At 48.9% G+C, this 18,371-nt stretch carries 19 protein-coding genes; 7 read left to right on the top strand and 12 right to left on the bottom strand.

Annotation, left to right across the window (positions count from 1 at the left end):
• Positions 1–52: 52 nt before the first annotated feature.
• From HMPREF2606_RS06400 to HMPREF2606_RS06370, 7 genes are all read right to left on the bottom strand, one after another.
• Positions 53–256, bottom strand: coding sequence for a hypothetical protein (locus HMPREF2606_RS06400; protein WP_049336678.1), 204 nt, complete (start codon positions 254–256; stop codon positions 53–55).
• Positions 257–269: 13 nt separating this feature from the next.
• Positions 270–581: a hypothetical protein gene (locus HMPREF2606_RS06395; protein WP_070712770.1), complete on the bottom strand. Its 312-nt coding sequence runs from the start codon at positions 579–581 to the stop codon at positions 270–272.
• A 12-nt stretch (positions 582–593) separates the two neighbouring features.
• Positions 594–1,895 (bottom strand): replication initiation factor domain-containing protein, encoded by a 1,302-nt coding sequence (locus tag HMPREF2606_RS06390; protein WP_168165905.1) that lies wholly within the window; start codon positions 1,893–1,895, stop codon positions 594–596.
• A 379-nt stretch (positions 1,896–2,274) separates the two neighbouring features.
• On the bottom strand, positions 2,275–2,763 hold the full coding sequence (locus tag HMPREF2606_RS06385) for a DUF456 domain-containing protein (RefSeq protein ID WP_070712772.1): 489 nt from the start codon (positions 2,761–2,763) through the stop codon (positions 2,275–2,277).
• A 143-nt stretch (positions 2,764–2,906) separates the two neighbouring features.
• Positions 2,907–4,142 (bottom strand): MFS transporter, encoded by a 1,236-nt coding sequence (locus tag HMPREF2606_RS06380; protein ID WP_070712775.1) that lies wholly within the window; start codon positions 4,140–4,142, stop codon positions 2,907–2,909.
• 100 nt (positions 4,143–4,242) lie between these two features.
• Positions 4,243–4,641, bottom strand: coding sequence for a hypothetical protein (locus tag HMPREF2606_RS06375; protein ID WP_063068105.1), 399 nt, complete (start codon positions 4,639–4,641; stop codon positions 4,243–4,245).
• Positions 4,642–4,737: 96 nt separating this feature from the next.
• Positions 4,738–6,783 (bottom strand): TonB-dependent receptor, encoded by a 2,046-nt coding sequence (locus HMPREF2606_RS06370; protein WP_070712778.1) that lies wholly within the window; start codon positions 6,781–6,783, stop codon positions 4,738–4,740.
• 394 nt (positions 6,784–7,177) lie between these two features.
• Here HMPREF2606_RS06370 and HMPREF2606_RS06365 point away from each other — a divergent pair, with 394 nt between their 5' ends.
• Complete coding sequence (locus tag HMPREF2606_RS06365; protein WP_070712871.1) at positions 7,178–7,798, top strand: TetR/AcrR family transcriptional regulator; 621 nt, start codon at positions 7,178–7,180, stop codon at positions 7,796–7,798.
• A 90-nt stretch (positions 7,799–7,888) separates the two neighbouring features.
• Here HMPREF2606_RS06365 and ttcA read toward each other — a convergent pair whose 3' ends face one another.
• Positions 7,889–8,848, bottom strand: a complete 960-nt coding sequence (gene ttcA / locus HMPREF2606_RS06360; protein WP_070712998.1) for a tRNA 2-thiocytidine(32) synthetase TtcA — start codon at positions 8,846–8,848, stop codon at positions 7,889–7,891.
• Between the two features lie 128 nt (positions 8,849–8,976).
• Complete coding sequence (locus tag HMPREF2606_RS06355; RefSeq protein ID WP_003683286.1) at positions 8,977–9,330, bottom strand: RidA family protein; 354 nt, start codon at positions 9,328–9,330, stop codon at positions 8,977–8,979.
• Positions 9,331–9,429: 99 nt separating this feature from the next.
• On the opposite strand from HMPREF2606_RS06355, the gene ybaK reads away from it, so the two are divergent.
• The 5 genes from ybaK (at position 9,430) to hemB (ending at position 13,344) form a co-directional block, all read left to right on the top strand.
• Positions 9,430–9,915: a Cys-tRNA(Pro) deacylase gene (gene ybaK / locus HMPREF2606_RS06350; RefSeq protein WP_070585395.1), complete on the top strand. Its 486-nt coding sequence runs from the start codon at positions 9,430–9,432 to the stop codon at positions 9,913–9,915.
• Between the two features lie 15 nt (positions 9,916–9,930).
• Positions 9,931–10,563 carry a DnaJ domain-containing protein gene (locus tag HMPREF2606_RS06345; RefSeq protein WP_070712873.1) on the top strand — a complete coding sequence of 211 codons (633 nt, stop codon included), beginning with the start codon at positions 9,931–9,933 and terminating at the stop codon, positions 10,561–10,563.
• A gap of 3 nt (positions 10,564–10,566) precedes the next feature.
• Positions 10,567–11,439: a DMT family transporter gene (locus HMPREF2606_RS06340; RefSeq protein WP_070843452.1), complete on the top strand. Its 873-nt coding sequence runs from the start codon at positions 10,567–10,569 to the stop codon at positions 11,437–11,439.
• A gap of 160 nt (positions 11,440–11,599) precedes the next feature.
• Positions 11,600–12,310, top strand: coding sequence for a DUF6973 domain-containing protein (locus HMPREF2606_RS06335; protein WP_070585388.1), 711 nt, complete (start codon positions 11,600–11,602; stop codon positions 12,308–12,310).
• Positions 12,311–12,342: 32 nt separating this feature from the next.
• On the top strand, positions 12,343–13,344 hold the full coding sequence (hemB, locus tag HMPREF2606_RS06330; RefSeq protein ID WP_070585386.1) for a porphobilinogen synthase: 1,002 nt from the start codon (positions 12,343–12,345) through the stop codon (positions 13,342–13,344).
• Positions 13,345–13,533: 189 nt separating this feature from the next.
• Here hemB and lipA read toward each other — a convergent pair whose 3' ends face one another.
• The 3 genes from lipA to HMPREF2606_RS06315 all read right to left on the bottom strand — a co-directional run bounded on the left by lipA (position 13,534) and on the right by HMPREF2606_RS06315 (position 15,524).
• On the bottom strand, positions 13,534–14,517 hold the full coding sequence (gene lipA / locus HMPREF2606_RS06325) for a lipoyl synthase (RefSeq protein ID WP_003683323.1): 984 nt from the start codon (positions 14,515–14,517) through the stop codon (positions 13,534–13,536).
• Between the two features lie 129 nt (positions 14,518–14,646).
• Positions 14,647–15,249 (bottom strand): lipoyl(octanoyl) transferase LipB, encoded by a 603-nt coding sequence (gene lipB / locus HMPREF2606_RS06320; protein ID WP_070843451.1) that lies wholly within the window; start codon positions 15,247–15,249, stop codon positions 14,647–14,649.
• A complete protein-coding gene (locus HMPREF2606_RS06315; RefSeq protein WP_049328369.1) occupies positions 15,249–15,524 on the bottom strand; it encodes an HP0495 family protein in 276 nt (91 codons plus the stop codon). Before HMPREF2606_RS06315 ends, lipB begins: the two co-directional genes overlap by 1 nt.
• A gap of 212 nt (positions 15,525–15,736) precedes the next feature.
• On the opposite strand from HMPREF2606_RS06315, the gene lon reads away from it, so the two are divergent.
• The gene (gene lon, locus HMPREF2606_RS06310) at positions 15,737–18,196 is read left to right on the top strand and encodes an endopeptidase La (RefSeq protein WP_070843450.1); all 2,460 of its coding nucleotides are present in this window, start codon (positions 15,737–15,739) and stop codon (positions 18,194–18,196) included.
• Positions 18,197–18,371 lie beyond the last annotated feature (175 nt).

Here is an 18,371-nt window from a genome sequence, read left to right as displayed (position 1 = left end):
TGTTTGCGGGCTATGTGAAGGTTTTAGAGACCGCCCGCCGAGCCTCTTAAACTTAATCTTCTTTTGTATAAAAACTGAAAATTAAAAATTCGCCGCCGATTTCTTCAATCGCCGAACTGAAAGCATCTTCATAACTTTCATATTGACCGGCAGATTTAATGTTAGGCGTAAAGCCAATATCGCCGAATGGATCGGGATAGATAAATTCATGGTTTTCGAGTTCTTGTACAATAAATTTTTGCTGATACTTACTCATGATTCAGCCTTTCTTAGGCTTTGGGCGCTGCGCCTTTAACCTGAAAATCAAGCAATTTTGGAACAAGGCCTTTACCTGTTGATTCCATTGCAACGGTTACGTCAACCGCGCATGGGAATTTAAGATTTTTCAGCTTGTCGAAATTATGGCTATCGCCAAATTTCATGCTTGCCGCGGTAAAGCCTACGGCATTGCCGTTTGAAGGCATGGGGCTGGCTACCAAAACAGTGCAAGAATCGATTTTGTTACCGTCGATTTCGCCTTTAAATTGTTTTGCGCCCAACAGGGTTGATGAATACGTGGTTACTTGGCTTTGCTCAAACATTTTGAATTTCCTTTACTTGTTTAAAAAATTTGAAATAATTTTCTCTTCGAGTTCGATGTCTTTAATGTGTTGTTTTTCCCTATCTTGTGGGAATGCGGTTTCTTTCTCATCAAGCAAATCATCAAGTAATGTTTGCATGTTCAAATCATCAATTGCTTTTTGCTCTTCGTGTATATACTGAATCTTTTGTGTCTGATCTCTACAATCGTATTGTTCAGGTTGTAACCCTTTGGGATAACCTTCAATGCCTTTTACAAGTTCATCGACGATTTTTGTATCATCCCAGCCTATATCGCGGAGGAAATTAACCATCTTTCCAACCTGATTACGCGCATGAAACAGTTTATGATCGAAAGATAGATTTACTGTTTCTGTCTTGGCATCCATCCGCTTGGATTCTGTTTTGAATATCGCCGTACATATCGGATAAGCACCACCAAGATACGAACCGGGATAAAGCAAAACATCTAAGGGAATTTCTATATCGCCCGCCCGAAATTCAGTTTCAAACCTGACCCAAGGACTGTTAACATCGCCAAATTGTTTTCCTTTCTCATAAACACGTGTAAATTTAGAATTTCCGCGTTTACCTACATAAAATGTTTTGCCGCTACCATCATCATTGCGCCATGCAGTACCTCGGCATTCGCTTTTAGGCCTCATGTTATGCACGTCAAAATGACCGTTATCATGATCAAGTAATGCCTGATCGGGTGTGTATTCGCCATTAAAAAAATCATGGGCTACGTCAACACGGGTAATTTTTGGACGAATGCACTTACTTAAAAACTCATACAGTCGGTTTTCCCAACCGGGTATAGCAGCCTGACAACCTGTACCATTCAATTCAACCAGCATTGTTTCTCTCTGACCGCCGTAATGAACTTTTCCGTATTCGACGTTATCCGGGCCAAGTTGGTAACAGCTTTTATAGAAAAACTTTCCTTTGAACGGTAATTTTTGTGTAATACCAAAACCTAAAATTTCTTCTAACAGCTCGCTATACTTCACAACGAATTCCGTATCGGATACCAATCCTTTACCTGTTACTTTCGGCAAACTGTCTTCGTGAATTGTGAAAGTGATTTGGTCAATAAATGCGCCGTCATCCCTTCCTCTTCTTAACGGTATTTCAATGAATTTACCTTTTCCATCCGATACGAAATGGCTGAAATATTCAAATTCGAAGTCTTGGTTCTCCGATTTTTCCGCACCCTTCGGATTAGGGGTTTTATTTTGCTCCCCCCCTATTAGCCTAGGGGGGCAGCCTTCGGCGGTTGTCGCAGCCTTGCCGTCCGCTGGCGCGGCCGCCATGTCTGTGCCTACCGCCACGGCTTTATCTTCCCAAGCTTTCACGTCTAAATTCCTCATTCATCAATTCCCTTACTAGAAGTCTTCCGCATTCGTTTGCGGCATTTTCAGCCTTGTGTTTTAAAGCTGGATAAGAAATAGGAAAGCAAAGGGTTTTGACACATTGAGATTCATCATTTATATCCTTGAAAACTTTGAGGATATAAGACTTTGGAAAAGATACTGGTTCGGGATTTACGGTATAGAAAATAAGCATAATTAAAGCCCCTTCACTGGCTTAGTTAAGGGGCTTTACAAGAATTAAGAATATGCGCCCCTGATGGAACGCAATATATAAGGCCGTCTGAATGCTTGAAATTCAGACGGCCTTTAATGTTTTGTCTTAGAACAACGAGGCCAACCAAACAAACAGGATGGTCATTGCAATGGTCAATGCGCAGCCGATTTTGGCCACAGTGCCGATGATGAAGCCGATAAACGTACCGATACCGACTTTGCCTGCCTGCCAAGTGTCTTTGCGTGCGATAAATTCTCCGATGGCCGCACCGGTCAAAGGGCCGAGCAACAAGCCGGGAATAGAGAAGAATGCACCGACGATACCGCCGATAAATGCACCCCAAACCGCGGTTTTACTTGCTCCAGTATATTTTGCACCCAATGCCCCCGCCACATAGTCCATCGCAGTACCGAATACGGCAACGATGGCCAAAAAGGTCAGCGTACCCGAGCCAAACACTTGATAATCGCCGGCATAACCCAACAGCCATGCGCCACCAAACATCAAACCCAATCCGGGCAAGGCAGGGTAAATCGTGCCTAAAATGCCGACAACAATGGCGATCAAGCCGAGAACGATGAGAACAGCAGTCATGAGGTTCCTTTTGAATTTAAGAGTGTAATAACGGCAGTATTATGGGCACGTTTTGTTATATTTTCATGAGAGATTGTGCAATAAAATGAAAAATTATCCGGAGGAGTGCCCAATTAAAATCAATAGATAAATATCTGAGCGAATTATTGTGAATCACGCTCTGAATGATTGAATAAATTTCTATTCAAATATAAAAGCAGGCCTACCAATACGGCCAAGCACACTGCAACCCAATACGCATCTGTATAACCAATAGCCTTTGCCAGACGTAGGGCGGCGAAACCGGCCGCGTAACTGCCGAGCAGGACGACGGAAAATTGCAGGCTGCTGTCGAGTGCAGCGGTGGCGCGGTCGGATTTGTCCATCACCAAGGCCAGTATCACCGGCAGCAGCAGCGTGTAGCTCAGGCTCAGGGCAATGATTTGCGCGGGCGGCAGCCAAGGGTGGACGCGGGCGAGCGCGTCGATGGCGGTCATGGACGCCAAAAGCGGCAGTTGCAGCGCGTAGAGCAGGAACACGAGTTTGCGGCGCGGATAATTGCGCGAAAACCAGCCCGACAGCGGCGTCACAATCAGGCAGGCAACAGGAATACCTACCGCCAAAATTCCGCCCGTCTGTTTCGGAGTGAAGCCCAAATCCGCCAGCTTGGGTACAAAAGTTGCCGCCATAAACGCATATGGCGCGGCAACGGCAAATAGAAAAACCAGCCATCGCCAGCCCGTTTCAGGCTGCCGCCAAAAGGAGACCAGCCGCGCCGCCAACGCTGTCCAACTGCCTTGCGCCGTCGGGCTTTCCGGCTCGCGGTAGTACAAGAGTTGCAGCAGCATCAGTAGGCTGAACGCCAGCATAAAGCCGGCCGCCGCCGTCTGTCCGTATTCCTGATACAGCCACAATACCAGCGCGCCGCCGATCATCTTGCCGCCGCGTGCCGCCATCGTTTGAATCACGCCGCCGAAACCGCGTTCGCGGTGCGGCAGGACGATGCACGACAAACCCAGCATCGCGCAGCCGTACACCGCCGACATCGCCGAGAGCAGTACGCAGCAGGTCAAAAGCAGCGCGAAGTTCTGCGTTATGTCGGTACAGGCCATCAGTCCGAATACTGCCGAAAGCCCCAGCGTCGCCGCCAGCAGCCAGCCGCGAAACCGCCCGAACCACCCTGCCGGCCGCCGCTCCATCAGTGCGGCAAACAATACCTTCGCCGCTTCGATACCGCTGATTAAATGTATCCAGCTCAGTTGGTTCAGGCTGTAACCGTGATTTTTCAAAATAGCGACCAGCGCGACCAGATAAAAACCGGTTAGCGTGAATTTGTAAGTGCTGCCGCCGATAAGCAGCAGCCAGTCGCGTGAGTTTGGGGAAGTCTGATTGTCGGACATCACATGATTCTTTTGAAGATGAGGCAAATAAAGGGACAAGGCCGTCTGAACATATTGGGTGGCAATACTTGATTTGTATTTAAATAGGTTTAGTATCTTTTCAGACGGCCTTCAACGCTTCTTCTGCACGAAGCAGGGCGGTTGTTTCATCTGCTTCGACGATGTAGTTCACACCCAGCGCGGGGCCGAGTTTGGACGATTGTTCACGGAAGAACGCCAGTTGCGCCGCGTCGGGTTCGATAAGGAGCATGGCGGCGCAGCGTTCGGACAGTTGCGGCCGGTGTGCCTTTATCCATTCGATGTAGGTTTTGCGATCGGCAATGCGCTGTTCGTCGCTCACCTGCCGCCGCATCGGGGTGCAGACGGTGGCAAAGCGGGGGTTTTGGTTTAACAGGGTTTCGAATTCGGTCAGCCAGTCGGCGAAGTCGGCGACGTGGGTCAGGTCGGTCAGGTAGATGGTGCCTTCGGGCAGGGTTTTGGCGGGGGTGAAGTAGTGCATGGGATTCCTTTGGGTGTTTTGGAGGAATAAACGGTAGGTCGGGCATAAATGTCCGACCTATGTTTTTTCAGACGGCCTCCATCATTTCAGCTTCATTTAAAACTTCCATTCCGCGCTCACGCCCATGCTTCTGGGGCGTTGGTAGAGCGCGTCTTGGCGGTCGGCGCTGGAAATGAATATGGGTTGGCGGCGGTTGAACACGTTGTCGGCGTAGAGCGAGACGCGGCCTTGTTTGAAGTTGTAGGCGGTGTAGAGGTTGACTTGGTTGTATGCGCTGATTTTGCCTGATTCGGCATTGTCGGCAGCGGAGTAGTAGCCGCCGTAGAAGCGCACATCGCCGCCGGCTTCCCAGCCTTTGTCGTTCAGGTATTTCACGCCGATGTTGGCGGTGTATTTGGGCGCGCGGCCGAGTTTGTTGCCTTCGATACCGCTGTCGGGATAGCTTTTGATTTTGGTGTTGAGCAGCCCCAGTCCGGTGGTGAGTTTCAGGCTGTCGGTCGCCTGCCAGTCGGCGGTAAGTTCTGCGCCGTATGTGTGGACTTTTTTGGCGTTGCGGATGACGACGGAGTTGGTGCCGAGATAGAAGGGAAGCTGCATGTCGCGGTAGTGGTTCAGGAACAGGTTGCCGGAGAGTTGCAGGCGGCGGTCTGCGCTGCGCCAGCGGGTGTACCACTCGTAGTTGTTCACATATTCGGGTTCATAAGTGTAGGTTACGACGGGGCGGCCGAAGGTGATGCCCGCGCCGCCGGGGTTGTAGCCGCGCGCGGCTTTGATGCCGCTGACCCATTGGTCGGTGGGTTTGAAAGCGATGTCGATTTTGGGCAGGAACACGGTCTGGCCTTTGTCTAAATCGAGGTGCAGTGCGCCGCTGCCGCCGCTTCGTTTGTGCGTTTCTTTTTCAAGGCGGGCGGCGGCAGTGATGTCCCATTTTTCGCTGGGGCTGTATGTGGTTTCGGCAAACAGAGCGCGCACGTTGTTGCGGTCATCAAAGGTGTTGCGACCGCCGACGCTGCGGATATCCACCCATTCGTCTTGTTTGCTGTGGAAGTAGTGCAGCCCGGCAAGGCCTTTCAGACGGCCTTTGTTGGAAAAATGCAATACCGGCTCCCATTGCAGTTCGCGGCCTTTGAGTTCGGCGGGTACGCCTTGCGGGCTGACGGTCATCGGCAGATGCAGCCGCTCGTTGTGGTAGCGGCCGTAAACCAGTTTGTTTTCCAGTTTCAGATAGTCGTTAAGCTGCCACGATACGTCCCAGATGCCTGATGTCGAGCCGGTTACGAACACGGGCTTTTCTTTTAAAAAACGGCGGCTGGCGGTGTTACCCATGATTTCGTTTTGCGGCGCGCGCGAACGGATGTGGTTCAGCGTCAGGCGGCTGTAAAAATCGGGATGGCTTTCGGGCGTGAGCAGGAGTTTGAAGCGCACGTTGGAGTTTTCCACGCGGCGCGGGTTGCCGGTCGGCTCATAGGACACGAACGGCTCGTAGCTTTCGCGCTGCTGCCGTTCCGCGCTCAAGCGGAAGGCAAGGTTGTTTTTCACAATCGGACCAGACACTACGCCGGCAATGTTGCGCGTTTTCTGGTTGCCCAAACCCAAGCGCAGCGCACCTTCCCATTCGTTGGTCGGGTCTTTGGAACGCATCACCACCGCGCCCGCCACAGCGTTCTGCCCGCGCACATGGCTTTGCGGCCCGCGCAAGACTTCCACTTGCTGCATATCCCACAGCGACTGCGTGCCGAAGGCGTATTCGTTGTAAGTGGCGGAGCGGCCGTCTATGGACAGGTTCAGGCGCGGCCGCGTGCCCGCAAAAAACACCACCGCACCGACGGCAGGGCCGGAGCCGTCCACGCCGCGCACGGTCGGCAAATCGTTGCCGCTACCCAAGTCCACCGTGTTCACAGTCTGTTTGAGCAGGTCGGTTGCGGAAAGGTTGTGGCCGCTGCGGTCGATGTTCGGCGTGGAGAAAACGCGGTTGGACGTGGCGGTTTCAAAGCCGCTGCGGTTGGTGCGTTCGCCGGTGACGACGACTTCTTCTAACTGCACCTGTTCCGCATCTTGCACCGCATCGGCGGCATAAATCCATTCGGAGGCGAAAGCGGCAGCAATCAATAGGGGGAGGCGGCGGAGGGTGTGTTTCTGCATTTCCTTATCCTTTCAGACGGCATACGTCGGGGTGGATTGAACATCAGGTAATCCAATTGCTCCGTCAGTATGCAAATATTTGTGTTTACATATTTACATAAAACAAACTATTAATGTAAAGTATAAGAAATAAGAAACAGGAATGCAAGTGTTTATCATTCACTTTACTTCCCTCTTATCTTGTGAATTGTCCAAAAAAATCCCTCTCCTATTTTTGGGAGAAGGTTGGAGGAGGCAGATTCTGTAATCTTCATGAATTTGGCCTGCTAAGCATCCGACAGCCTCTATCAGTAGGGCAGTGAAGGAATAAGGAAAGAGGCCGTCTGAAACGCCGCCGTATTGCCATTGCCGCCGTGGGGAAATATGATGAGTATCCGACTTGCGGATAACTTTAATGAAAACCCTTTATGAACAAAATCAAAATCTTCTTACCGTCATGACCGCCAGCAAACAACAAACCATCGCCGACACCGCCCGCCGCCTATTCCGCGAACATGGCTTTTCCGCCGTATCCGTAGGCAGTATCTGCGCCGAGGCCAGTGTCAGCCGCGTCACTTTTTACAAATATTACAGCGGTAAAAACGCACTCTTGCAGGAAATTGTTACCGAGCAGAAAAACCGCGTTCGTGCCGAATTTGAAAATCTGCTTGCACGGCAATGCAGCCTGCGCGAAGCCGCCGAGGCTGTGTTTTCCCTACAAAAACAATCGTTTGAAGAACTTTATTCCGCCGCTTTCCTGCGCGACATCGAAGAGAATACCGATTTGGAGCTGGAGCGGTTTTTCCACGAATTGAACGAAGAAAAATACGCTTTTATGCGCGGATTCTTCCATACTCTGCAGCAACGCCGCCTGATTCAGCCTGATTTGCCTGTGGAACTCATCGACCTGTTTATCCGTCAGGCGGATATATTGATGCGCCATCCTCAACTGACCGCGCTTTATGCCGCCGCGCCGCAAAAGTTGCCGCAAGACGTATTGGGATTGCTGCTGCACGGTTTGTCAGGGAAAGAATAGATAAAAAAGAATAGAAAAATTTTAAATATGAATATTCAGACGGCCTTTCGGTAAATAGCTACCGAAAGGCCGTCTGAATATTAAATGGAATTATAAACCGCAGGTTTTGGGTTTGTTTGCCAAAATATTGATGACTTTGCGTTCGGCTTTTTGCGGTTCGATTTTGATTTCGCTTTCGTCTTCTTCGCTGCCGTCGGAGAAACGTTCCGGCATTTTTTCGCTGTCAAACGCTAAGTCGCCGCCGTGTTTCAGGCTTTGACCGCGTTCCAAGCCGACAAAGTCGAAAAGTTCGGTATCGGCCAAATGCGATGGAACGACGTTTTGCAGGGCGGAGAACATAGACTCGATACGACCGGGGAAACGTTTGTCCCAATCGCGCAGCATGTCGCCGATGACTTGGCGTTGCAGGTTGGGCTGAGAGCCGCAGAGGTTGCATGGGATAATTGGGAATTGCTTCATCTCGGCGTATTTGATCAAGTCCTTCTCTTTGACATACGCCAGAGGACGGATGACGATGTGTTCGCCGTTGTCGCTTACCAGTTTGGGCGGCATGGCTTTGAGTTTGCCGCCGTAAAACATATTCAGGAACATGGTGGCAAGGATGTCGTCGCGGTGGTGTCCCAAGGCGATTTTGGTGCAGCCCAATTCTTTTGCGGTGCGGTAGAGGATGCCGCGGCGCAGGCGGCTGCACAGCGAACAAGTCGTTTTGCCTTCGTCCAATACGCGCTTGACGGTGGAATAAGTGTCTTCTTCAACGATTTTGTAGGGAACGCCGATGCTTTCGAGATAGGTCGGCAATACTTCTTCAGGGAAGCCCGGCTGCTTTTGGTCGAGATTGACGGCGACCAGTTCAAAATCAATCGGCGCACTGGCTTGAAGCTGGCGCAGAATATCTAACAGGGCGTAACTGTCTTTGCCGCCTGAGAGGCAGACCATGATTTTGTCGCCCGGTTCGATCATGTTGAAATCGTTAATGGCATCGCCGACGGCATGGCGCAGGCGTTTGCTGAGTTTGTTGTTTTCTAATTCTTGCTTGGTTTTTTTGGACATGGCTGTTTGTGCTTTGAAATAATAGAAAAATTTAAGGGCGGTATTGTACCGCAAAAGAATAAAGGCCGTCTGAAAAACTGCGCTTGCTTGGTTGAAGCGGCGTTTTCAGACGGCCTGATATTTGTGCTTTATTTGATTTGAAGGGCGGTAATTTTGATTTCAACCTTCCAGTCGGGCGAAGCCAGTTTCGCCTCCACGCAGGCACGAGCCGGAGCGCGTTCAGGGGCTGTCCATGCGTCCCAGGCTTCGTTCATGGCGGCGTAGTCATTCATATCGGGCAGATAGATGGTAGCCTCCAAAATATGGGCTTTGTCGGATTGGCATTGTGCGAGCCATGAATCGATTTGCGCCAAAACGTTTTCAGTTTGCGCTTTGGCGTCGGCTTCAGGATTTTCGGGAACCATGCCGGAGAGGAAAACCAAGCCGTTGGCTACGACGGCTTCTGAATAGCGTTTGCTTGCACCAAGATAGCGGATGTCCATGTTGTCTCCTGATTTCAAAAAGAAGGTATGGTAACATTGCAGTTGTTTACGTTCCACATTTAAGAGGGGCCGTCTGAAAAGGATGGTGGGAAACAACCCATGAGTAAAGCAGAATATCCGGTTACGCAGGCAGTACGCTTTTTACGCAGTAAGAAAATCGATTTTGTCCCTTATGTTTACGCGTATGAAGAACATGGCGGTACAGCGCGTTTTGCCGAATGTACGGGCAAGCCCGAGCATCAGGTCATCAAAACAATCGTTCTGCAGGATGAGCATAAAAAAGGCTTGGTTGTTTTAATGCACGGCGACAAACATATTTCCACCCGCAATCTGGCGCGTGAACTGGGCTTGAAACACATCGAGCCGGCAACGGCGGATCAGGCGGCGAAATGGACGGGCTATTTGGTCGGCGGGACGTCGCCGTTCGGTATGAAAACTGCGTTGCCGGTTTATGTGGAAGAAAGTATTTGGGCTCTGGACGAGATTTTTATCAATGGCGGCAAGCGAGGGTTTATCGTGGGCATGAAGCCTGAAAACCTGCGGACGCTCAATCCGCAAAATGTTCATGTTGCAGTCGATTCATAAAGGATAGGAATACAGATGGAACAATTAAATTTATACGAAATCTTGGGTGTATCTCAGGATGCTGATATTAACGTTATCCGCGAGGCTTACGGTAAATTGGTGGCCAATCCGGATATTCAGAAAGATGCGGAGCGGTTTAAAGCCATCGGACAGGCGTTTGAAGTATTGTCTTATCCGGAAAAACGTCTGGCTTATGATGCGGCTATGCAGTATGAACGTCAGGAAGTCAAAGATAATAGCTTCAATGATACGGCAGCCAATCATACGGCAAACTATAATACAGGGAGCAATAATACGGCGGCGAACGTGGTCAATACGTCCAAATCCGAAGTGAAAAACTATGTTTTTATTGCCTATGTCACATATGCGTTGGGCTTGTTTATTTGGTTTACACCCGTCGTCGGTGTGATTTTGGCGTTTATCAAACGCGATGAAGCGCAAGGCAGCATTTACGCCAGCCATATTGATTATCTGATTAAGACATTTTGGGTGTCTTTGATTGGTATGGTTTTAGGGATGCTGACCATACTTATCTTAATCGGTTGGCTGATTTTGGCGGCAACCGGTGTTTGGCTCATTTATCGTGTAGTCGTCGGATTGATTAAACTGAATGAAGATAAGCCTGTTTCCACTCAAGGATGGTTTTAAAGCATGGTATATTTATTGGCAAGTATCGTTTGCAGCGTGTTGGTTTCCGTATTGCTGAAAGTGGCGCGCAAGCAAAAAATCAATATCGAGCAGGCGGTAGCAGTGAACTATATCGTTGCCGTCACTTTGACCATGCTGGTGTTAAAACCTGATTTGAGCAATCCGCAGGTATTTTTGCCGACTTGGTGGCTTTTTGCGGCCTTGGGCATCTTGTTGCCAAGCGTGTTTGTCATTATGGGCAAATCCGTCGATGCGGCAGGTATCGTCAAATCGGATGCGGCGCAACGCTTATCGCTGTTTCTGCCGATTGTCGCTTCATTCACGCTTTTCCATGAGCAGTTGACCGAAGGCCGTCTGATCGGTTTGGTATTGGCATTTACGGCACTGTTTTTCTTGCTTTGGAAAAGCGATGGCGGCAAGAAATCCGGTGGCTTCAGCACGCAAGTAATGCTGCTTTTGGGCGTTTGGTGCGGCTACGGCGTCATCGATATTTTGTTCAAGCAAGTGGCGAAAAGCGGTACCGCGTTTGCCGGTAATTTGCTGGTGGCGTTTTGTTTGGCCGGTATCTTGATGTTTGGCTACCTGTTTGCCAAAGGAAGCAAATGGACCAAAGAGGGCATAGTGGGCGGTATGATTTTAGGCTGCCTGAACTTTTTGAATATTGTTACCTACATTTCTGCACACCAAATCATGAAGGATAATCCGACATTGGTATTTGCCGGTATGAATATTGGTGTGATTGTTTTGGGTACGCTGATTGGTGCGGCAATATTTAAGGAAAAAATCAGCAGCATTAATGCAGCCGGTATCAGCATTGCTATTTGTTCGATAGCCTGCCTGTTTTACTGGCCGCAGATTCGCAGCTTACTGGGTTAAAAATACTCAGGCCGTCTGAAAGTTTTCAGACGGCCTTATTTTTATTATAAAATAGCCATTCATGCGCCGATTTGTCCGTATGGAAATTAATTTGCGCTTACGGGCGTTTCTATGTTAAACAAAGAAGTTGAACTCACACAATAATATCGATAGTTACATCATGAAACATATTAAAAAACACATTCAATGCGCCGTTCTCGGCATGCTGGTATTGTCCGGCTGTCAATCGTATCAGGAAGATCAAAGCCGTCGCAGTAAAATGGCTCAATTCGCGCTTAACCATCCCGTAGCCGCCCAAGTTATCGGCATGGAAGACGAAGGTTTAATCAATATGACCAGCAATGCCACACGCTTTGCCGAGCGTTCAGGTTTGGATGACAAAGCAAACGGCGACAGCAGGGGAACACAAGTCAATGCCGTACGCCAAGCATTGTGGCAGGCGGCGATTGCTTCCAAATTCGACAGCATTATTGCAGAAAAAGCAGGTAATGCGCGTCTGACGGATATGGAATTGCGTGAAGGTAAAGATGACTACTTCAGCCGCTACCTTGCCGACCAAGCGGTCGATCAGCGCAACAACCGTATCGGCCGCAGTATCGGCAGTGCCAAGCCTGACAGCGATATGAAAACGCTAGCGGCAAGCATTTTGTTCTACTACAACAAAGTAGGCTTATGGACGGCTTCCGAAGTGAAAAACCGTTGGCACATCAAACAGGAAAAACTTTCAGACGGCCAGTATGCCGAGGCATTGAAAAATATCGCCCAATTGGATCAAAACGGTATGACCGAACAGGAACGTAGCGGTTATAAAACCGATACGCTCAGCGAAATCAAGCGTTCGGTTAAGGCCATGCGTCAAGTCGAAGACTGATTTTAAGACTTCATCATTTAAAGGCAATTATTATGAATTTCCCTCCGCGTTATGTCTCAAACACCCGTATGCGCCGTATGCGTAAAGACGATTTTTCACGTCGCCTGATGCGCGAGCATACTTTGACAGCAGATGATTTGATCTATCCGGTTTTTGTATTGGAAGGCCAGAATCAGGAAGAGGCAGTCCCGTCCATGCCCGGTGTCAAACGCCAAAGTTTGGACAAATTGTTGTTCACTGCTGAAGAAGCATTGAAGCTCGGCATTCCTATGCTGGCTTTGTTTCCCGTGGTAACGCAAAACAAAACCGAGCTTGCAGAAGAGGCTTATAACCCTGAAGGCTTGGTACCGACAGTAGTAAGAACCCTGCGCGAGAAATTCCCAGAGTTGGGTATCATGACCGACGTTGCCTTGGACCCTTATACCATTCACGGCCAAGATGGTTTAACCGATGAAAATGGCTATGTCCTCAACGATGAAACCATTGAAGTTTTGGTAAAACAGGCTTTGTGTCATGCTGATGCAGGCGCACAAGTCATTGCCCCATCAGACATGATGGACGGACGTATTCTTGCCATCCGTGAAGCCTTAGAAGATGCTGGACATATCCATACGCGCATTATGGCGTATTCGGCAAAATATGCTTCAGCGTTCTATGGCCCGTTCCGTGATGCTGTTGGCAGCTCCGGTAATTTGGGTAAGGCAGACAAGAAAACCTACCAAATGGATCCTGCAAACACTGATGAAGCCTTGCACGAAGTAGCATTGGATATTCAAGAGGGCGCAGATATGGTCATGGTAAAACCGGGTCTGCCGTATCTGGATGTCGTCCGTCGAGTCAAAGACGAGTTTGGCGTACCGACTTACGCTTACCAAGTTTCCGGCGAATATGCCATGCTTCAGGCTGCCATTCAAAACGGCTGGTTGGATGGTGAAAAAACCATTTTGGAAAGCTTATTGGCATTCAAACGCGCCGGTGCTGATGGCATTTTGACTTACTATGCGATTGAAGCGGCAAAATTGTTGAAGAAGTAAATAAAGAAATAAATTAAAAAGCGGCAAACAGTGTTTATTCTGTTTAGCCGCTTTTTTGTATTGCTTAAGATTGGCTTAATAGAAACCGACTAAAGTTCATTTTTTTAAAATCTAAAGAGTTTTGCATAAATAAAGGCCGTCTGAAAAACAGTTTCCTGATTTTTCAGGCGGCCTTATATGATTTAAACCTTAGTGATGGCTGCAACCGCCGTGGGTTTCACGCAAAGCTTCGGCTGCTTGTTCGTCAGCGTGGTAGCTGGAACGAACCATTGCGCCGATGGCGGCATTGGTAAAGCCCAATTCGTATGCTTCTTTTTCAAAAACTTTGAATTGGTCGGGCGTTACATAGCGCAAGACGGGCAAGTGGCCGTCTGAAGGTTGCAGATATTGGCCGATGGTAATCATCTCGATATTGTTGGCACGCATATCGCGCATGATTTCGCGCACGTCCTCGTCTGTTTCGCCCAAGCCGACCATGATGCCGGATTTGGTCGGAATATGGGGCATCATTTCTTTGTAGCGGCGCAGAAGCTCGAGGGAATGTTGGTAGTTGGCACCTGGACGGGCTTTTTTATACAGGCTTGGATGGGTTTCCAAGTTGTGGTTCATCACGTCGGGTGGCGTTTCTGCCAAGATTTCCAGTGCGATGTCCAGACGGCCGCGGAAATCGGGAACAAGGATTTCGATTTTGGTATTCGGGCTGGTTTCGCGGATGGCTTTAATGCAGTCAGCGAAGTGTTGGGCGCCGCCATCACGCAGGTCGTCACGGTCGACGGAAGTGATTACGACATAGCGCAGGTTCATGGATTTGACGGATTCGGCCAAGTGTTTAGGCTCGTCAGGATCCAACATATTGGGGCGGCCATGGCCAACGTCGCAGAACGGGCAGCGGCGGGTACAAATATCGCCCATGATCATGAATGTGGCCGTACCCTTGGTAAAGCATTCGCTGATATTTGGACAAGATGCTTCTTCGCATACAGTATGCATTTTTTGTTCGCGAAGAATATTTTTGATTTCAAAGAATTTCTTGCCCGGTAATTTGGCGCGGATCCATTCGGGCTTTTTCAATTTTTGTTCCAATGGAACCACTTTAATCGGAATGCGTGCAGTTTTGTCTGCACCTTTTAGTTTGATGCCGCGTTTGGGGTCGTTTTTTACTTCTTCACTCATGGTGATGTGTTCTTTCTGTCGTTATAAAGGCCGTCTGAAAAGCTTATCGTAGTCTTTATGACCTAAGGGCTTGTGGGTTCAGAGGGGCAGTTAAAAGATGGTGTTGGGGTCGAATATTTTCAGACGGCCTTATGCCAGCTCTTTTTGTAAATGCTTGGTCAGTTTATCTGCAACTTCTGCCAAACTGGGTGCCGGAGAGACAAAGTCGGCAATTTGGGTCATTTCCATACCGGCATAACCGCAGGGGTTGATATGGGTAAACGGACTTAAATCCATATTCACGTTAAGCGCCAAGCCGTGGTAAACGGAACCGTCTTTGATACGCAGGCCCAGGGAAGCGATTTTACGCTCGCCGACATAAACGCCGGGACGTTTTGGATCGGCTGCTGCTTCGATGCCGTATTCTGCCAAGGTGGCGATGATGCTGTTCTCAAGTGCGGAAACGATATGGCGCACACTGGTCTTACGGCGTTTGAAATTGATCATCGTATAAACGACCAATTGGCCGGGACCGTGGTAGGTAATTTGACCGCCTCTGTCAATTTGGACAACGGGTATATCGTCGCGAATGAGGAGGTGTTCAGGTTTTCCGGCCAAGCCCTGGGTGAATACGGGCGGATGTTCGACCACCCATAATTCGTCTTCGGTGTTTTCGTCACGCGAGGCATTAAATGCCTTCATGGCTTCGAAAGTCGGCAGGTAATCGACCAAGCCTTTGTGCACGATTTTCATTACAGCACCACTTTTACCAATTCGTGTGAAGTCAGGTCGCGGTAGATATTGTCGAGCTGCTCTTGGTTATCAACATTTACTTTGACGGTTGCGCTGGTGTAGTTGCCTTTGCTGCTTGGGCGCGTAGTAATGTGGTGCGGCTCGGTGTCGGGAGCGTGTTTACGCACGGTTTCCAAGATGGCGGATTCAAATTCGGGATGAACTGCGCCCATGACTTTTACAGGAAAGGTGCAAGGGAATTCAATTAATGATTTTTTTTCGGTTGAGTCTGTCATGGTTTACTACCTTGTTTGGTTAGCCAGGGCCGTCTGAAAAGTTTTCAGACGGCCCGAAATCCGATATATTTTATCGTAAACGTCCATATCGGGCTATAAAAATGATGTTTTCGAAAATAGGTGCGGATAAGCTGTTTTCAAGTCTTGAAATGCAGCGCTTCAGCCCAATTTTGAGCTACATTCTGATTTAACAATGATTGAGATTATTAACTATGCCGACAAAAGACAAATATTTCGAGGAATACAGTGCGCTGGCTACCTTGCCTTTACGCGATGTCGTGGTGTATCCGCATATGGTATTGCCGCTGTTCGTCGGTCGTCCTAAATCGATTGCGGCCCTTGAGGCGGCAATGGCCAATGATGATCCGGTTTTCCTGTTGGCCCAGCTTGACCCTAATACAGAAGACCCTAAAGCTGAAGACTTGCACCAGACCGGTACGGTTGCCCAAGTTTTGCAGGTTTTGAAGCTGCCTGACGGTACCGTTAAAGTATTGGTAGAAGGTATCCGTCGTGCGCGCGCGTTGACGGTTGATGAAACAGGCGGATTGTTTTTGTCTCATGTTGAGGCGATTGATGAGAATAGCGACAAAGACAATCCTGAAATTGAGGCCTTGCGCCGTACTCTGCTGACTCAATTTGAGCAATATGCGAAGTTGAACAAAAAAATTCCTGCCGAAGTTATCAGCACCATCAGCAGTATCGATGACAACAGCCGTCTTGCCGATACTATTGCCGCGCATTTGCAGCTGAAATTGGAGCAGCGTCAATATGTGCTGGAGACTGCCGGTATTGTTGACCGTTTGGAATTTCTACTGGCGCAGTTGGAAGCCGAACTCGACATCATGCAGGTTGAGAAACGCATCCGTGGTCGCGTGAAACGTCAAATGGAAAAATCCCAACGCGAGTATTACTTGAATGAGCAAGTGAAAGCGATTCAGAAAGAATTGGGCGAAGAAGACGAGCGCGGCGAGCTGGACGCGTTGGAAGCAAAAATCAAAGAAGCAGGCATGAGCAAAGAGGCTGAAGAAAAATGTCTGTCTGAATTGAAAAAACTGAAAATGATGCCGCCGATGTCTGCGGAATCTACCGTCGTGCGCAACTACATCGATACTTTGCTTGAGTTGCCATGGAAGAAAAAATCCCGTGTCAGCAAAGATATTGCCAAGGCTGATTTGATTTTGAATGCCGACCACTATGGTTTGGAAAAAGTCAAAGAACGTATTTTGGAATATTTGGCTGTTCAAAAACGTATGGACAAGCTCAAAGGCCCGATTTTGTGTTTGGTCGGTCCTCCGGGAGTGGGTAAAACTTCCTTGGGCGAATCGATTGCCAAAGCTACAGGCCGTCAATATGTGCGTATGGCATTAGGCGGCGTGCGTGATGAAAGCGAAATCCGCGGCCACCGCCGTACCTATATCGGCTCTATGCCGGGCAAAATCCTGCAAAACATGGCAAAAGCGGGTGTAAAAAACCCATTGTTCCTGCTTGATGAAATCGACAAAATGGGCAGTGATTTCCGTGGCGATCCAGCCAGTGCATTGCTTGAGGTGCTTGATCCTGAGCAAAATAACAAGTTTGCCGACCATTATGCCGAAGTCGATTACGATTTGAGCGATGTGATGTTTATTGCCACTTCAAACAGCTTGAATATCCCGACTCCGCTGCTTGACCGTATGGAAATCATCCGTCTGTCCGGTTACACGGAAGATGAAAAAATCAATATCGCCATGCAATACCTTGTGCCGAAACAAATGAAGCGCAATGGTGTGAAAGAGGGTGAGTTGGTGGTTGATGAAAGTGCGGTGCGCGATATTATCCGTTACTACACTCGCGAGGCCGGCGTCCGCTCGTTGGATCGCGAAATTGCCAAAATCTGCCGCAAAGTAGTAATGCAGGTTACCTTGAATGAGGATAAGAAAAAAGCGTCCAAATCCAAAACAGCAAGCAAGGCCAAGCCTAAAGCAATTAAAGTTACTGAGAAAAATCTGCATGACTATCTAGGCGTGCGCCGTTTCGACTATGGCGTGGCCGAAAGCGAAAACCGCATCGGCCAGGTAACCGGTCTGGCTTGGACTGAAGTCGGTGGCGAGTTGTTGACTGTTGAGGCGGTTGCCTTGCCGGGCAAGGGTACGATTCAATGTACCGGCCAACTGGGCGATGTGATGAAAGAATCAGTATCGGCCGCATGGTCGGTTGTCCGTTCCCGTGCCGAATCAGTGGGTCTGGCTCCTGATTTTTACGAGAAGAAAGACATTCACGTCCATGTGCCGGAAGGTGCGACGCCGAAAGACGGTCCAAGCGCAGGTATTGCCATGACTTTGGCGATGGTTTCTGCCTTTACCAAAATTCCGGTGCGTGCGGATGTGGCGATGACCGGTGAAATCACTTTGCGTGGCGAAGTGTTGCCGATCGGCGGTTTGAAAGAAAAACTGCTGGCTGCTTTGCGCGGCGGCATCAAGCATGTATTGATTCCGAAAGACAACGTCAAAGATTTGGAAGAAATCCCTGAAAATGTCAAAACCGGTCTGACCATCCATCCGGTCAAATGGATTGATGAAGTGTTGGCTTTGAGTCTGGAAACTCAGCCTGAGCAATGGGTTGCCGAATTGGCAGTTGCCGAGACCGTGCAAACTCCTAAGACAAAGTCAAGAACAAAAGCAACCAAGCATTAAGTTGGCCGTCTGATGTTGCAAAAAATGTGGTTTTGCCCTGAATGCCCCAAAAATAGGGCAATTCCACATTTTTTACTTGACATGATAATTTCAGAATTGCTATAAAGTGCGTATGTGCTTTGAAAGCGCTCAAGCCCCGAGTATTCGGGCATTTCATCATCTTTATACGATAGGA

The sequence above is a fragment of the Neisseria sp. HMSC070H10 genome (assembly GCF_001837635.1).
Classification (GTDB): Bacteria; Pseudomonadota; Gammaproteobacteria; order Burkholderiales; family Neisseriaceae; genus Neisseria; species Neisseria subflava_A.
Note: the sequence above shows the minus strand (reverse complement) of the source record. Positions and strands in the feature narration are given on the sequence as shown.

Coding starts and splice junctions, on each gene's coding strand:
- HMPREF2606_RS06340 (WP_070843452.1), top strand. CDS start 10,567: ATGGTATATTTATTGGCAAGTATCGTTTGCAGCGTGTTGGTTTCCGTA.
- HMPREF2606_RS06365 (WP_070712871.1), top strand. CDS start 7,178: ATGAAAACCCTTTATGAACAAAATCAAAATCTTCTTACCGTCATGACC.
- hemB (WP_070585386.1), top strand. CDS start 12,343: ATGAATTTCCCTCCGCGTTATGTCTCAAACACCCGTATGCGCCGTATG.
- HMPREF2606_RS06390 (WP_168165905.1), bottom strand. CDS start 1,895: ATGGCGGCCGCGCCAGCGGACGGCAAGGCTGCGACAACCGCCGAAGGC.
- HMPREF2606_RS06335 (WP_070585388.1), top strand. CDS start 11,600: ATGAAACATATTAAAAAACACATTCAATGCGCCGTTCTCGGCATGCTG.
- HMPREF2606_RS06315 (WP_049328369.1), bottom strand. CDS start 15,524: ATGACAGACTCAACCGAAAAAAAATCATTAATTGAATTCCCTTGCACC.
- lon (WP_070843450.1), top strand. CDS start 15,737: ATGCCGACAAAAGACAAATATTTCGAGGAATACAGTGCGCTGGCTACC.
- lipB (WP_070843451.1), bottom strand. CDS start 15,249: ATGAAAATCGTGCACAAAGGCTTGGTCGATTACCTGCCGACTTTCGAA.
- ybaK (WP_070585395.1), top strand. CDS start 9,430: ATGAGTAAAGCAGAATATCCGGTTACGCAGGCAGTACGCTTTTTACGC.
- HMPREF2606_RS06385 (WP_070712772.1), bottom strand. CDS start 2,763: ATGACTGCTGTTCTCATCGTTCTCGGCTTGATCGCCATTGTTGTCGGC.
- HMPREF2606_RS06375 (WP_063068105.1), bottom strand. CDS start 4,641: ATGCACTACTTCACCCCCGCCAAAACCCTGCCCGAAGGCACCATCTAC.
- HMPREF2606_RS06400 (WP_049336678.1), bottom strand. CDS start 256: ATGAGTAAGTATCAGCAAAAATTTATTGTACAAGAACTCGAAAACCAT.
- ttcA (WP_070712998.1), bottom strand. CDS start 8,848: ATGTCCAAAAAAACCAAGCAAGAATTAGAAAACAACAAACTCAGCAAA.
- HMPREF2606_RS06380 (WP_070712775.1), bottom strand. CDS start 4,142: ATGTCCGACAATCAGACTTCCCCAAACTCACGCGACTGGCTGCTGCTT.
- HMPREF2606_RS06345 (WP_070712873.1), top strand. CDS start 9,931: ATGGAACAATTAAATTTATACGAAATCTTGGGTGTATCTCAGGATGCT.
- HMPREF2606_RS06370 (WP_070712778.1), bottom strand. CDS start 6,783: ATGCAGAAACACACCCTCCGCCGCCTCCCCCTATTGATTGCTGCCGCT.
- HMPREF2606_RS06395 (WP_070712770.1), bottom strand. CDS start 581: ATGTTTGAGCAAAGCCAAGTAACCACGTATTCATCAACCCTGTTGGGC.
- HMPREF2606_RS06355 (WP_003683286.1), bottom strand. CDS start 9,330: ATGGACATCCGCTATCTTGGTGCAAGCAAACGCTATTCAGAAGCCGTC.
- lipA (WP_003683323.1), bottom strand. CDS start 14,517: ATGAGTGAAGAAGTAAAAAACGACCCCAAACGCGGCATCAAACTAAAA.